The sequence below is a fragment of the Spirosoma lituiforme genome (genome assembly GCF_054776635.1).
Genome location: NZ_BAAHBO010000001.1, coordinates 776,246 through 790,937, shown reverse-complemented (window position 1 = coordinate 790,937; position 14,692 = coordinate 776,246). Strand labels below are relative to the sequence as shown.

14 protein-coding genes are annotated in these 14,692 nt (G+C 51.1%); 5 read left to right on the top strand and 9 right to left on the bottom strand.

The window, feature by feature from the left end; genetic code table 11:
• The first annotated feature begins 28 nt into the window (after window positions 1-28).
• The 4 genes from ACYU87_RS03395 to ACYU87_RS03380 all read left to right on the top strand — a co-directional run bounded on the left by ACYU87_RS03395 (window position 29) and on the right by ACYU87_RS03380 (window position 5,909).
• On the top strand, window positions 29-1,618 hold the full coding sequence (locus tag ACYU87_RS03395; RefSeq protein ID WP_461132614.1) for a sulfatase family protein: 1,590 nt from the start codon (window positions 29-31) through the stop codon (window positions 1,616-1,618).
• 31 nt (window positions 1,619-1,649) lie between these two features.
• The gene (locus tag ACYU87_RS03390; protein WP_461133624.1) at window positions 1,650-2,699 is read left to right on the top strand and encodes a formylglycine-generating enzyme family protein; all 1,050 of its coding nucleotides are present in this window, start codon (window positions 1,650-1,652) and stop codon (window positions 2,697-2,699) included.
• Window positions 2,700-2,812: 113 nt separating this feature from the next.
• Window positions 2,813-4,444: an ABC-F family ATP-binding cassette domain-containing protein gene (locus ACYU87_RS03385; RefSeq protein WP_461132613.1), complete on the top strand. Its 1,632-nt coding sequence runs from the start codon at window positions 2,813-2,815 to the stop codon at window positions 4,442-4,444.
• A 115-nt stretch (window positions 4,445-4,559) separates the two neighbouring features.
• Complete coding sequence (locus tag ACYU87_RS03380; RefSeq protein WP_461132612.1) at window positions 4,560-5,909, top strand: dihydrolipoyl dehydrogenase family protein; 1,350 nt, start codon at window positions 4,560-4,562, stop codon at window positions 5,907-5,909.
• A 13-nt stretch (window positions 5,910-5,922) separates the two neighbouring features.
• Here ACYU87_RS03380 and ACYU87_RS03375 read toward each other — a convergent pair whose 3' ends face one another.
• The 9 genes from ACYU87_RS03375 to ACYU87_RS03335 form a co-directional block, all read right to left on the bottom strand.
• Window positions 5,923-6,333: an OsmC family protein gene (locus tag ACYU87_RS03375; RefSeq protein WP_461132611.1), complete on the bottom strand. Its 411-nt coding sequence runs from the start codon at window positions 6,331-6,333 to the stop codon at window positions 5,923-5,925.
• Window positions 6,334-6,411: 78 nt separating this feature from the next.
• A complete protein-coding gene (gene pyrE, locus ACYU87_RS03370; protein ID WP_461132610.1) occupies window positions 6,412-7,050 on the bottom strand; it encodes an orotate phosphoribosyltransferase in 639 nt (212 codons plus the stop codon).
• A 32-nt stretch (window positions 7,051-7,082) separates the two neighbouring features.
• Entirely contained in the window at window positions 7,083-8,363 is a 1,281-nt protein-coding gene (locus tag ACYU87_RS03365; protein ID WP_461132609.1) for a hemolysin family protein, read from the bottom strand.
• An 83-nt stretch (window positions 8,364-8,446) separates the two neighbouring features.
• Entirely contained in the window at window positions 8,447-8,677 is a 231-nt protein-coding gene (locus tag ACYU87_RS03360; protein ID WP_461132608.1) for a hypothetical protein, read from the bottom strand.
• A gap of 93 nt (window positions 8,678-8,770) precedes the next feature.
• Complete coding sequence (gene ccsA, locus ACYU87_RS03355) at window positions 8,771-11,452, bottom strand: cytochrome c biogenesis protein CcsA (RefSeq protein ID WP_461132607.1); 2,682 nt, start codon at window positions 11,450-11,452, stop codon at window positions 8,771-8,773.
• Window positions 11,453-11,544: 92 nt separating this feature from the next.
• Entirely contained in the window at window positions 11,545-11,985 is a 441-nt protein-coding gene (locus tag ACYU87_RS03350; protein WP_461132606.1) for a cytochrome c maturation protein CcmE domain-containing protein, read from the bottom strand.
• Window positions 11,986-12,041: 56 nt separating this feature from the next.
• Complete coding sequence (locus tag ACYU87_RS03345; RefSeq protein ID WP_461132605.1) at window positions 12,042-12,296, bottom strand: CcmD family protein; 255 nt, start codon at window positions 12,294-12,296, stop codon at window positions 12,042-12,044.
• Window positions 12,297-12,393: 97 nt separating this feature from the next.
• The gene (gene ccsA / locus ACYU87_RS03340; RefSeq protein WP_461132604.1) at window positions 12,394-13,053 is read right to left on the bottom strand and encodes a cytochrome c biogenesis protein CcsA; all 660 of its coding nucleotides are present in this window, start codon (window positions 13,051-13,053) and stop codon (window positions 12,394-12,396) included.
• A gap of 67 nt (window positions 13,054-13,120) precedes the next feature.
• Window positions 13,121-13,795, bottom strand: a complete 675-nt coding sequence (locus tag ACYU87_RS03335) for a heme exporter protein CcmB (RefSeq protein WP_461132603.1) — start codon at window positions 13,793-13,795, stop codon at window positions 13,121-13,123.
• Between the two features lie 131 nt (window positions 13,796-13,926).
• Here ACYU87_RS03335 and ACYU87_RS03330 point away from each other — a divergent pair, with 131 nt between their 5' ends.
• Window positions 13,927-14,691 (top strand): sulfite exporter TauE/SafE family protein, encoded by a 765-nt coding sequence (locus ACYU87_RS03330; RefSeq protein ID WP_461132602.1) that lies wholly within the window; start codon window positions 13,927-13,929, stop codon window positions 14,689-14,691.
• Window position 14,692 lies beyond the last annotated feature (1 nt).

Here is a 14,692-nt window from a genome sequence, read left to right as displayed (position 1 = left end):
AAATCCGTTATCATTCTCTAAACTTGTTATGAATCGACAAAATAGCCTTCGCTGCCTCGTTGCTTCTGTGGCCTTGTTTTCCGTTTGGCTGGTGCTGTCGGGGGGTGTCACGAAAAGAGTAACTGCCCCGCCTGCCCGCCGGAATGCCGTACCCCGTACGACGGCCCGGCCCAACATTATTTTTATTTTCTCCGACGATCACACCTCTCAGGCAATCAGCGCCTACGGAAGTAAGCTGGCAAAGACCCCGAATATCGATCGTATCGCCAGGGAAGGGGCTATCCTGCACACAAATGTGGTGACCAACTCAATTTGCGGACCCAGCCGGGCCACCCTGCTCACCGGAAAATACAGCCACCTGAACGGGTACAAGCTGAACGAAAAGGTATTCGATGTAAACCAGCCGGTATTTACCGAAGAATTGCAGAAAAATGGTTACCAAACGGCCTGGGTGGGGAAAATGCATCTGGGTAGTTTGCCCCACGGATTCGACTACCTCAATGTGCTGCCCGGCCACGGACACTACTATAATTCGGAGTTTATTAACTCGAAAAATGAATCGGTTCGTTATCCGGGCTACGTAACCAACGTCATTACGAAACTGTCCATCGACTGGCTCAACCAGCGTGACGAATCGAAGCCGTTTTTCCTGGTTGTGGGGCACAAAGCAACCCACCGGGAATGGTTACCCGATGCCCCCGATCTGGGCGCTTACGACAAGGTTAACTTTCCGCTGCCGTCGACTTTTTACGATGACTACGCCGGTCGGGAAGCGGCCAAAGCGCAGGACATGACCATCGAGAAAACCATGCGTTTGAAAGAAGATCTGAAGGTGCACGCCGACTACGAAAACAGCGGTATTTTTAACCGATTCTCGCCCGAACAGAAAAAGCCTTTTTACGACTACTACGAAACTAAAATCAGCAAGGAGTTCGACGCAAAAAAGCTATCTGGTCGTGCCCTGGCCGAATGGAAATACCAGCGCTATCTGAAAGATTATTTATCAGTGGCCAATTCGCTGGATCGTAACATTGGTGCCTTGCTGAATCACCTGGACAAAACCGGGCTGGCCAACAATACGGTGGTCATTTATGCCTCTGATCAGGGTTTTTACCTGGGTGAACACGGCTGGTTCGACAAGCGGTTTATTTATGAAGAATCCCTGAAAACGCCTTTCGTCATTCGCTATCCGGGGGTGATCAAGCCCGGCACGCAGGTACGGGATCTCGTGTCAAATATCGACTGGGCACCGACACTACTGAACCTGACAGGCACAGCCATTCCAAAGGCAATCCAGGGCGAATCGTTTCTGCCGTTGCTGAAAGGAGAGAAGATACCCTGGCGCAAGGAAGCCTATTACCACTACTACGAGTATCCGGAGCCGCACCATGTTTATCCACACTTCGGCATCCGGACAGACCAGTACACATTGGCCCGGTTTTATGGACCAACGAATTTTTGGGAACTGTACGACGTTAAAAAAGACCCGCAGAACCTGCACAACCTGTACGGAACGAAGGGTTACGAGGCCATAACAGCGGATTTGAAAAAGAGACTTAAGGGGCAAATACAGAAGTATAAGGATGATGAAGCACTTACTCTTTTGGGAAGCAACTGATAACGGGCTGAAGCGCTTACTGAGTGTTGCCATGCTGGCTAGTCTGCTTTCCTGCCATTCTACCGGCAAGCCGGAAAGCGAACAGGTAATAAGCGCCGACTCGGGGGCTAACTGCGTTGCGAAAGGAATGCCTTCGCGTTCGGCGGCTATTCGCACGGCGGCTTCAGAGGCTGGTTCGGGAGCGATGGGCACAACCGGTATGGTCTGGATTCCCGGCGGGACATTTCAGATGGGGGCCGATGAGTTTGCGGATGCCCGGCCCGTGCATTCGGTTACAGTAAAAGGCTTCTGGATGGATGATCATGAAGTAACCAACGCCGAATTTTCTCGTTTTGTATCGGCCACCAACTACGTGACGGTAGCCGAGCGTCCACTCAATCCCGCTGATTATCCGGGTGTTCCTGCCGAGCAGCTTGTGCCGGGTTCGGCCGTGTTTACGCCCCCCACTCAGAAAGTTTCGCTGGCCAACCCGTTGCAATGGTGGTCGTATGTGAAAGGAGCAAGCTGGAACCATCCCAATGGCCCCAAGAGTAGCCTTGCCGGGCATGAACAGGAGCCTGTTGTACACGTCAGTTTTGACGATGCCACCGCTTATGCCAAATGGGCTGGGAAACGCCTGCCCACCGAGGCCGAGTGGGAGTTTGCGGCCCAGGGAGACAAAGGAAATCGAACCTATTACTGGGGGAACGAACTGAAGCCCGCCGGAAAGTGGACTGCCAATATTTACCAGGGTGATTTTCCGGCAAACAACACGACCGAAGATGGTTTTGCCGGTGTTGCACCGGTTAAGTCGTATCCGGCTAATCCGTATGGGCTCTATGATATGGATGGCAATGTGTGGGAGTGGTGCCAGGATTTATACCGGCCTGATTACTACAGTAAATCGCCCAAAAGCGACCCGGCGGGTCCTGTCGACAGCTACGATCCCGAAGAGCCGGGAGCGGTCAAACACGTACAGCGGGGCGGGTCATTTCTGTGCAGCGACCAGTACTGCATCCGTTACAAAGCCGGGAGTCGGGGCAAGGGCGAAACAAGCAGCGGGAGTAACAATCTCGGCTTTCGGTGCGTCCGGGGAAAGTAAGCGGAGGCCCGTAATCACCCAGACGGAAAGCGCTGACCACGGACAAAACCACGACCTTATTTCTCGCTAAAAATTCGTACCTTTGCCGCTCAATCTGAACAGGAAATCACATCATGATATCGGTACAAAACGTCTCACTGCGCTACGGAAAGCGGGTGCTTTTCGACGACGTAACTATAAAATTCACCTCCGGTAACTGTTATGGCGTCATTGGCGCTAACGGAGCCGGGAAATCGACATTTCTTAAAATTCTTTCGGGCGAAATTGAACCACAAACCGGTTCGGTTATCATGACCCCCGGCGAACGGATGTCGGTGCTGAGCCAGAATCAATCTGCCTACGATGAGTTTCCCGTCTTGCAAACGGTAATCATGGGTAACCAACGCCTGTATGACATCATGCAGGAGAAAGACGTGCTGTATGCCAAAACCGAATTTACGGATGCCGACGGGGAGAAAGCCGCCGAACTCGAATCGGAATTCGCTGAGATGAATGGCTGGGATGCCGAATCGGATGCCGCTACGTTGCTGTCAGGCCTGGGTATCAAAGAGGACATGCACTACACGCCGATGAGTGAAATCAACGGCTCGGAGAAGGTGCGGGTTCTGCTGGCGCAGGCTTTGTTTGGTAGCCCTGATGTCCTGCTGCTTGATGAGCCAACCAACAACCTCGACGTAGAGTCGGTGATCTGGCTTGAAAACTTCCTGGCTAACTTCAACAACACCGTGATCGTAGTATCCCACGATCGCCACTTTTTAGATCAGGTCTGTACGCAAATTGTCGACGTTGACTTCAGCAAGGTTAAGCTCTTTGCCGGAAACTATTCGTTCTGGTACGAGTCGAGTCAACTAGCCCTGAAACAACGCCAGGATCAAAATAAGAAAACGGAAGATAAGCGGAAAGAACTGGAAGAATTCATCCGTCGTTTCTCGGCCAACGCATCCAAATCGAAGCAGGCAACAAGTCGCGGTAAGCTGCTCGAAAAACTGACGATCGACGATATTCAGCCGTCATCCCGGAAATACCCGTACGTTAACTTCAAAGCTGAACGGGAGCCCGGCGATCAGATTTTAACGGTTGAAAACCTGACTTACACGGCCGAGGATGGTACGAAACTATTCGAGAACCTGTCGTTCACGATGAACAAACAGGACAAAATTTTCCTGTTCAGTCGCGATGGGCTGGCCGTTTCTGCCTTGCTGGATATTCTGGCGGGCGAGCGTAAAGCCGATTCAGGTACATTCCGTTGGGGTGTCACGATCACGATGTCTTATTTTCCGACCGACGCTGAAAAAGAGAAATTTTTCCAATCGGATCTAACCCTGGTCGACTGGCTGCGGCAGTATTCGGTTGAAAAAGATGAGAGTTTTATTCGGGGATTCCTGGGCCGTATGCTGTTCTCGGGTGAAGAGTCGCTCAAGAAGGCAACGGTACTAAGTGGGGGCGAAAAAGTGCGTTGCATGCTATCGAGAATGATGCTTTCGGGATCTAATCTCCTGATGCTCGACGAACCAACGAACCACCTCGATCTTGAATCAATCGAATCGCTGAACAACGGACTGATCGACTTTAAAGGCCCTATCCTGTTTACATCGCATGACCACCAGTTTGTCCAAACGGTGGCTAACCGAGTGCTCGAAATCACTCCGGCTGGCATCCTCGATAAACTGATGACCTACGATGAGTACCTCACTGATGAGCGCGTAAAAGCGCAGCGCGAAGAGTTATACGAAGCTGTCGCGTAAGTTGACGCGTTGCATTACCAGGTTTAAGTGGCTGATTCAGATGAATCAGCCACTTTTTTTAGCCAGTACCGTCCGTTTCGGGTTATACTGCTAACCCTTCACCTTTCGTCAGGACATGCAGAATTTTGATTTAATTGTTATTGGCACCGGTTCCGCTGGGGCAACCGTCGCGCAAAAAGCCAGAGAGGCTGGCAAGACGGTTGCCATCATCGACAAATTGCCTTTCGGCGGTACGTGCTCGCAACGGGGCTGTGACCCCAAAAAAGTGCTGGTGGGAGCCGCCGAGATTATTGCCCGATCTGAGCAGATGGTTGGCAAAGGAATGACGAAGCAACCAGCCATTGACTGGCCTGAACTGATGAAGTTCAAAAATACATTCACTGATCCCGTTCCCGAACGAACGGACGAGAAGTTTGCCAAGCAAGGCATCAAGGCCTTTCACGGTGTCGCTTCGTTTTCTTCGGCCAATACAGTGCGGGTCGGCCAGGATGAGTTACAGGCTGACCATATTATTTTGGCAACAGGCCTGGATCCCAAACCGCTCGGTATCCCTGGCGAAGACTTGCTGATTGACAGTACGGGCTTTCTGGATCTACCAGAAATGCCGGACAAGATTGTGATGGTTGGGGGTGGGTATATCGCGTTTGAATTTGCGCACATTGCTGCCCGTGCCGGTGCCAGGGTAACCATTCTGCACCAGGGAGAGCGCCCATTGGAGGGATTTGATGCCGACATAGTGGCTGTATTGGTCAAGGCAATGGAGGCCATTGGCATACGCATTATCCTGAACGCTAACGTGACCGCTGTATCGGGAAAGGAAAATGAGTTCACCGTCCAGTACACGCAACAGAAAAAGAGCCACACGGTATCGACCAATCTTGTCGTTCACGCTGCCGGGCGCGTGGTTAACACTGCCGAACTGGCGCTGGATAAGGCGGGTATTGACGTTGGAAAGAAAGGGGTACTGGTTAATAGATACCTGCAAAGCGTCTCAAACCCGATTGTCTACGCTTGTGGCGACGTAACCGACAAAGGGTTACCCCTTACGCCATTGGCTTCCTACGAAGGCCGTATTGTTGCGGATAATATACTGAATGGCAATCGGAAAACGTACCAGGATGCACCCGTGCCCTCAGCCGTGTACACTGTCCCTCCGCTGGCGTCTGTCGGGTTAACGGAGGAACAGGCCAAGGAGCAGGGGAGAAACGTGAACGTGCTGTTCCGGGAAACCAGCGACTGGTACAGCAGCCGACGAATTAACGAGCCTTTTTCTGCTTTCAAAACGCTGGTCGACGAGAAAACGGATGAGATTGTCGGGGCTCATTTGCTCGGCACGGGCAGTGAGGAAGTCATCAACCTGTTCACGATAGCCATAAAGCACCGTATTCTGGCCAAAGACCTGAGCGATATGCTGTTCGCGTACCCGACGCACGGATCGGATATGAGCGCCATGTTGCCCGGATAACGGTCAATCCTGCTCAATCCTGCGCTGAGTACTCTACCAGCGTTGTGTTGAAATCAGCGGGGTTCTCCAGGGTTTGGTGAATAGGGCACCGATCAGCCATCTCCAGTAGCCTCGCTCGTTGCTCTTCGTTGAGGTCGCCATTCAGAATCAGGCGTACTGAAAAGAGCGACCGCTTTGTTTCTGGATTACTGGTATAATCGACGTGTGCAACGGCCGAGTCAAGGGGCCATCCTTTCCGGTCTGCGTACATTCTCAAGGTCATTACGGTACAGGCCGCCAGCGATCCGGCCAGCAGTTCGCCCGGTCGCATGCCCTTATCCTGTCCGCCCACATCAACGGGTTCGTCGGCAACAATGACCTGCGAACCCGTTGACAAGTGGGTTTCATAAAGTGTTCGCTGAATGCTTGCCGTGATGGTAGCCATGTGTTTACGGTAATGAATTTGGACTATAGGAAGTAAACGCCAGTCCCGGAGTTATCAGCAACCATTAGTTATATTGAATTATTGCCCCCATTGAGCCGGGTTTTGCCGCCAAGCCGACAATGATTCCATCGCATCTTCCGAAATGTAGTCGAGTGCCTGCGCTTCGATCAGGAGCGCGTCATAATCGCTGAGGCAAACCAGCGGCACGTTGCTACTGGCAAAATTTTGTTCCGCAATCGGGAATCCGTAGGTGAAAATTGCCGCCATGCCAACCACTTCGGCACCAGCCGCCCGAAGCGCATTGACGACTTTAAGTGAGCTGCCTCCGGTGGAGATCAGGTCTTCAATAACAACGACGCGCTGGCCGCTGGACAGATGGCCTTCGATTTGCTTGCCCATCCCGTGTGCTTTGGGCTCGGGGCGCACGTAACAATAGGGAAGCCCTAATACATCGGCAACCAGGGCGCCCTGAGGAATGCCCGCTGTCGCCACACCCGCAATGACTTCAACCGATGGGAACCGGTGCCGGATGGCTTCCGCCAACGCATTTTTAATGTAAGTCCGAACGTCTGGATAGGCCAGCGTAACCCGATTGTCGCAGTAAATAGGCGATTTCCAGCCTGAACTCCACGTAAACGGCTCATTGGGTTTGAGTCGTACTGCCTGTACCTCCAGTAGATGACGCGCTACAGTTTTTTGAATGGATGATTTATTCACGATGTAAGAGAATGGTAACGAAAGCAAAAAAATTATTCTTTGGTTAGATGGACTTTTACCGTATCAATTCGTGTGCCGTCCATTGAGATAATGGTAAAGGTAAAGGGTGAAAACTCGATGACCTCGCCAACCCGAGGTACGTCTTCGTGTGCTTCTAAAATCAGGCCACCCAGCGTGTCATAATCGCCCTCGGGAATCGTCCAGCCGTAGGTTTTGTTCAGGTCATCAATTTCGTGCCGGGCGCTCAACAGCCAGTTCGACTCATCGAGTTGCTGCTCTACCCAATCTTCATTGGTATCGTACTCATCCTGAATTTCGCCAAAAATCTTTTCGACCATGTCTTCTACGCTCACAATGCCAGCGGTGCCACCAAATTCATCGACAACGAGGGCCAGACTTTTGCGCTCTGATAGAAAGCGTAACAGTAGATCCTGCGCGGGCATGGTTTCCGGAACAATGATAATGGGGGTAATGATTTCTTCGACCGTGGCTGGTTTCCTGAACAGGGCCAGTGCATGACAATAGCCGATAACATCGTCGATCGTGTCGCGGTAGACCACAATCTTGGAATGGCCACTTTCCTGAAAGGCTAACCGAAGATCTTCAACCGTATCGTCTACCGCAATGGCATTAATTTCCGTCCGGGGAACCAGGCAATCGCGTACGCGTACATCCCGAAACTCAATGGCATTGTTAAATATTTTCGCATCGACTTCTACGTCCTTTTCGGTATCGGCTTTCTGATTGAGTTGCTGGAGATAGTGGTTCAGGTCGGTCAGTCCGAAAACCGGGCGAATTTCCGGGTTACGCTTGCCCAGTATATACCGAATAATGAATCGTGCTGTTCCGACCAGTAACCGAACGATGGGGGCAATGGCTTTAAAGATCACCCAAAGTGGTACGGCCAGCGCTTCCAGAAAACGGTCGGGATGAATGAGCGCAAGGCTCTTGGGGATGTAGTCCGCCAGCGGTAAGAAAATGATGGTCAGAATCAGCGTTTCTATGGAAATAAACACCGATTCGTGCGTGGCCCAGCTTTCGGGCAGAATAATTGTCAGGAAGGGGTTAAGAACCGTAACCCCCAGAACGGTATAAAGAACCAGAAAAAGCGTGTTACCCGTTAAGGTGGTCCCGACGAATAAAATAGGGTTCTTTAGAAAGTTTGATACCAGTTTCTCGCTCAACGGACCCTGTTTACTGTGCAACTCGAAGTATAATCGGTTGACAGATACGTAAGCCATCTCAACTGCCGAGAAGAAACCAGCGAGTACAAGGGCAAGCAAGGCGCCGATTAAAAGAGCGTACGATTCCAAATTTTAGTGAAAAATGATGCGTTGTAAACGCTGCGTTAGGCATGAACAGTAATGAATCTAAAAGACCCTGTCTTATGCGTCACTTAGTGTTTCTTTTTCTTACTGCGGTCTTCTATCATCTGTTTGATCGTTGGCGAGACTGCCTTCTCCCGTTCGATTCGCTTGCTTCGGACGTATTGAAAAGCCAGAAGGAAACCCAGAAACAGCATTAATAACCAGTAGCTATCCCCAAAAGTAGTCCGCTGATATTCCGCAATCCAGATAACTAAAAAGCCAATGGAAACGGCCAGGAGAAGCATTTCAGATAGTTTCATGTGTTTTTGACAGGTAACGGCTTGTTCGTCGCCTGTTGCTTACTGAACGGACAGTGCCGCATTGTACGCAACTGGCGACGAACCACAAACTCATTAAACCGATTTACGCTGCATCTTGTTGAACTCCCGATACCGACGGATGGTAGCGATCAGGAAGCCGATCACAACAATCAGGGTGCCAATCCAGAGAATATTGATCAGTGGTTTTTCGATGGCTTTCATGACGATGTAATCCCGCTGCGTCCGGTTAACCGCAAATGTGAACTTGCCCGTGCGCGGATCAATTTCGTTCAACTGCATCCGTACACCCAACTCGTCGCTCACCTCGGCCGGGTGTGCTACCATCCGGTCTTTGATCACGAAAGCAGGGCTGATTATGTGTTCACCATTTTTGTCGAGCACCCGAACTTTAGCCCGGACAGCCGCATCATTGGGGCCAATGTCAACGCCTTCCACCTGGTTTGTACGCGAGACATCGTCCAGTATAGCCACGTAATCGTTCAAAAAGAACGTGTCCTTAACCGCAACGCTGTACGTTTCCGTTTTCGCCCAGGTGTTCTCGGCATCAGGGTCCGGCACCGACGATACGTACGTGTACATATCCCGATCAGACTTGTGCCGAATATCGGGTGAGGCCAGTAAGCCCATCCGTTCGTTCACCTGCGCACGCGGATACAGATTGAAAATTTTTCCATTGGGCTCCCGGTATTCGACCTGATAATAGGTGTTTTCCGGGTACAGGGCCAGCGTATCTCCTTTCTTGTGGTAGACTTTACCGTTCTGCTCAATATCACGCTGGGCAATACCGTGGAAATCGCCTTCAATCACCACCACATCCTGGCGGGGAATGTAACCCGGCACGTCGCGAGCTTCAATCTGCTTACCCCGGTAGGTCAGTTGATAGGGGCCCATGCGCTCCGGCTGGTTCAGCCACAACAGCTTATTTTCTTTGTTCTGCTTGTTGTTATCCTTGGTGAACTCCTCCTGTTTGGAAATGAGTAAACCGCTGTTGTTCAGCGAAATCACTTTCGTATAACCCGACGAGTAGAGAATGCCAATGAGCATGAGGGCCATGCCGATGTGCGAAATAGCGCCACCCGATAGCCGGTGATTGCCCCGCATGATGTCCAGCAGGGTAGCCCCGTTGGTGACTAAAGCAAAAACGGAAGCCACCAGCAAAGCCATGTACACCGGGTTTTTCATTTCGCCAAAGGCAATCAGAGCCGCACTGATCAATAAGGTCAGGATGCTGGGTGTAACCAGGGCATCCCACTTTTTATGCTCCAGTTTACGCCACCACATGTACTGGCCAACGCCAGTCAGCAACGCAATAAAGACGAAGAACCAGATCTGAAATTTGCTGTAGTGAGCCACCTGGTCGGCAGGAAGCGCCAGGTTTGATACTTTACCGAACGATTCCAGAACTTTATTATAAACCGGGATAGAGGTTGTTGCAATCACCTGAAAAGCGGCCAGGCACAGTACAGTAGCCCCGATAAATAACCAGAATTCCTTGGTGTATACCGACGCTTCTTCTTTATCGGCGGGAATGTATTTCCATTTGCTGGCCGCCAGAATAACCGCCAGTACGATAAAGGCCATTAGATAAAGCAACAATTGCCCCGACAAACCTAAATCGGTAAAGGAGTGAACGGACGCATTGCCCAGAATGCCGCTCCTCGACAAGAAGGTGGAATACAGAATCAGAACAAAGGTGGCAATCGTAAGAATGATGGACATTTTTAGCCCTGTCGAACTCCGCTTGGCAATCAGCATGGTGTGCAGTGAAGCGACCAGTACCAGCCAGGGAACATATACGGCATTCTCGACGGGGTCCCAGTTCCAGTACCCTTCAAAGTTGAGGGTTTCGTAAGCCCAGTAACCACCCATCATAACACCAACCCCCAGCACCATACCACCGATCAGTGTCCAGGGCAGCGCGGGACGTATCCATTCGAGGGGTTGATTGCGCCACAAACCGGCAATGCAATAGGCAAAAGGAACCAGCGCCAACGCAAAACCAAGGAACAGGGTTGGCGGGTGAATAACCATCCAGTAGTTCTGGAGCAGGGGGTTCAGTCCGTTCCCGTCTTTGGGTACAAACGTTGGGTCAGCCGTAAAGATCGGTGCATCGGGCATGGCTTCCGTCAGTAGCAGAAACGGTGACGACCCGACCTTAAATGAATCGCCAAAGATGACGCCCAGAATCATGGAAGCTAAAAATGCCTGAACAAGCGCAAAAACGGCCATCATCGGCGCTTCCCATTGCCGGGATAAAGAGCCTTTGCCACTCGTCTGAATCAGAATGGCACCGAGAACTGCATTCCAGAACAGCCACAGCAGGAAGGACCCTTCCTGACCTTCCCAAAAACAGGAGATCATGTACTGAACCGGCAGCGCCCTCGACGAGTGACTCCAGGCGTAATGATACTCGAAATAATGATTGTAGATGATGTAAAATAGGCTCGATGCGACGCCGATTACAGCCGCGCCATGAATGTAAAAGGCCCATCGTGCCAGTGTCCGCCAGTCGTCTTTATCGGCTGGCTCGGGCTGACTGATGTGCTTTGATGGCGTCTTGTGTCTGGCTTTCTTCCCGCCCAGACTTGACTCACCGGCATAGGCTAACTGGGGCTCCTCGACGGGCTCCGCTTCCTCGACGGTTTGTCCTCGCCCGAGGGCGGACAGAAAATAAGCGACCGTTGCTACGAGTGCCGTAACAAACGATAAAATGACAAAAAAGTGGCCGAGTTGCCCGACGGTGGTATGTATCATTCGCTAAATTAGAAAGAGAGAAAGAGTGAATGAGTGAAAGAGCGAGAGCCGCAGAGGAGGTGTTAATTCACTCTTTCATTCTTTCGCTCTTTTTATAATTGTGCTGTTTTTACTTCGTGTTCGGTGGTTTCCAGCTTGCCGTCCTGGTATTTGGATGGGCATTTCAGCAGAATTTTGTTGCACTGGAAGTGATCGCCCTGCATGGCTCCAATGATCACAATTTGCTCTGACCGATCGAAGTCCTGGGGTTTGGGACTGTTGAAAACCACTTTCTGCGCCTGGTTGTTGTTATCGACCAGCGTAAACTCGAAGTGGTTCGGATCGATGGCAGGATTATAGAGCATATCCGTAATTCGTCCCTGGGCATCTTTCTGAACCTTGCCGACTACGTGAATCATTTTATCGTCACCATCCTTGGCAAGCTCGGTTGCCTGCTTGAAGGTAACATACGAACTGGCATCACCCGCGGTAGCAACGATTATACCGATGGCTAGAGCGATAACAACAATACCAAAAATGTGAGAGAGTTTCATGGGGTTAACGGATTTAACCGCTGTGGTTTATAGACTGAAAAACGACAGACAACAAATTACAAACTATACTGATTCTTCTTCTCGTTTACGTCTTTTTCCAGCTTCCCGATCTGCCGGTCGAGCCGAATAAGGTAAACGATGATACCAACAAAAACGGCCGCTATTACGGCAACCACTACCCAGATTTTACCGTCAGCCCGAAGCCGATCGGCCATTTCGATGCCATCCGCTGCGGGCTGTTGGGCCATTAGGTTTTGGCTGAAGAGAAGTAACGTTGCCAGGAGATAGGTCAGGCGAAAAGGCAGTCGCATTGTCGTATAAAGTAGTTAGAAAAATAACGCAAAGATAAGCCGAATCATTCCCCGAACGGATGTTCCCCGAACGGTGGTTCCGACCGGGGCCATGACTCTAATCGTCCAGAGCGGCTTTCAGCCGACGGAATCGAACGCGAAGCTCGGTAATCCAGACGCCCAGTAGGGTGAAGCCAATAACGGCGGGATAAAATACCAGCCGAATCCGGTTGTCCATGTCATACTTTCCAAAAGCCGGGTTACCGCCATTGCCAGGGTGGAGTGAATCCGTCAGGCGCGGAACGATGAAAATCAACGGAACGAATACAGCGAAAGCAAAGATATTGTAGACCGCTGAGATACGCGCCCGGCGCTGCTCGTCGTCAAAGGAGCCGCGTAGAATCAGGTAAGCCAGGTACATAAGCATTCCCACTGCCACACTATTTAGCTTGGGATCATTCGGCCAGGGTTCGCCCCAGGTGAAGTTTGCCCAGATTGACCCCGTCAGGCAGCCCAGCAAGCCAAACAGAATGGCCGAGTTGGCAAACTCAACCGCGACCAGATCATCGTCCAGCCGACCGTTTCGCAGGTACCGAATGGAATAAATGGCAGACGTCAGCAGCAGAACGATCATGCTGAACCAAAGGGGAACATGAAAATATACGTTCCGGATACTCTCATTTAAAATTGGCTGGCGCGGTACGACGCCCAACAGGCCCTGTAAAATTACGTAGGTTAGAATCAAGACCGCCAGGGCCTTCCACCAGTTCTTTTTCATTTAAGTAATGCGGATGGTCTGTCCGCAGGGTTGGTCAAATAAGGGCGGACAGATTGTCCGCGTTACATCAGCTCCGCCATAAAAACGGAAACAATAGCCACGAAAGTGTCACCACAATAGCGTCAATGGCTAACACAATCGTGATTTCACCCCAGCTTACGCTTCGATCAAGACCATCCAGGGCATTCTTGGAGACTTTCAATAGCATAAGCAGCAACGGCAGAATGATAGGGAAGCTCAAGACCGCCATCAACGTTGCCGGGTTCTCTGCTTTACTGGCAATGCCTGATACGAGCGTCAGCGAAGACGCAAAACCGATGGCTCCCAGCAAAAGTGTTAATAGATAAACCGGAATGTCATCGACCGGATTTCCCATCACAAAGGCGTAGATACCAAAGCCTAAAAAGGCCAGGATCAGCATAAGGACCGTATTGTACAGAATTTTCGACAGGATGATCTGTTGCGGACTCGCCAGCGTATAGTAATAAAGTTGACGTCCCGCCCGTTCCTGCACGAAGCTTTTGGCAATGGCATTAATAGCGGTAAATAGCAGGATAATCCAGAACAATGTATTCCAGACGATGGGCGTTAACTGACCGCGCCGGGCATTGAAACTCAGGTAGCACACAAACACGGCCCCCACAATATAAAGCAGCATACCGTTGAGCGCGTAGCGTTGTCGCCACTCCAGCAGAAACTCCTTCCGCATCAACGCACCCAACTGTCGTACTGATTCTGCCATGCTCTATCTGATAATTCTGCAAATTTACAGCGCAATGCTGATGCGAAAAAGAAATAGTTTCACCTTCTGAAACGCAGCCATTATGCCTTGCCTATTTTTGCGCGGCTGTTATTAAGGAGTAGGCTCGCTTGATGGATTATTCTACCGTTCTGGTTCTTTGTGGGTTTTCGTTCCTCGCGGGCTTCGTCGACGCGATTATTGGTGGGGGAGGGCTGATCCAAACGCCTGCTATGCTCTTTACCTTGCCGCAGTACCCGGTGCCGACCCTGATCGGGACAACCAAAATCCCGTCTATGTTCGGTAGCCTGATGGGGGCTTTTCAATACAGCCGACGTGTCGCCGTTGTTGGTCGGTTCATTGGACCCATGATGGCCATTGCCTTTGGGGCGTCGTGGCTTGGCTCGTGGACGCTCTCGCATGTGCCCAATAGCTTTATGAAACCACTTGCCCTCGTTATTCTGGTGGCGGTGTTTATTTACACATTCACCAAAAAAGACTTCGGGCAGGTCTCCAACCGAATTGTGACGCCCCGGCAGCAGCGAATACGCATGTGGAGTATGGGTGCGGGCATTGGCTTTTATGATGGCTTTTTTGGGCCGGGAACAGGCAGTTTTCTCGTTCTGGGATTTATTACTCTAATCGGTTTCGACTTCCTTAAGGCGAGTGCCCACGCCAAACTGGTGAACGCTTCCACGAATCTCGCCAGTACTGTGTACTTTGTTAGTGAAGGCAAAATCCTGTACGCGCTCGCTCTGCCGATGGCGGTTGCCAACCTTACGGGTGCTTTTCTGGGAGCACGACTGGCCATATTAAAAGGCAACCGCTTTATCCGGGTATTTTTCCTGGTGCTTATTGCCGCAACCATAGTCCGGTTTGCGTGGGATTTGCTGAGATAGA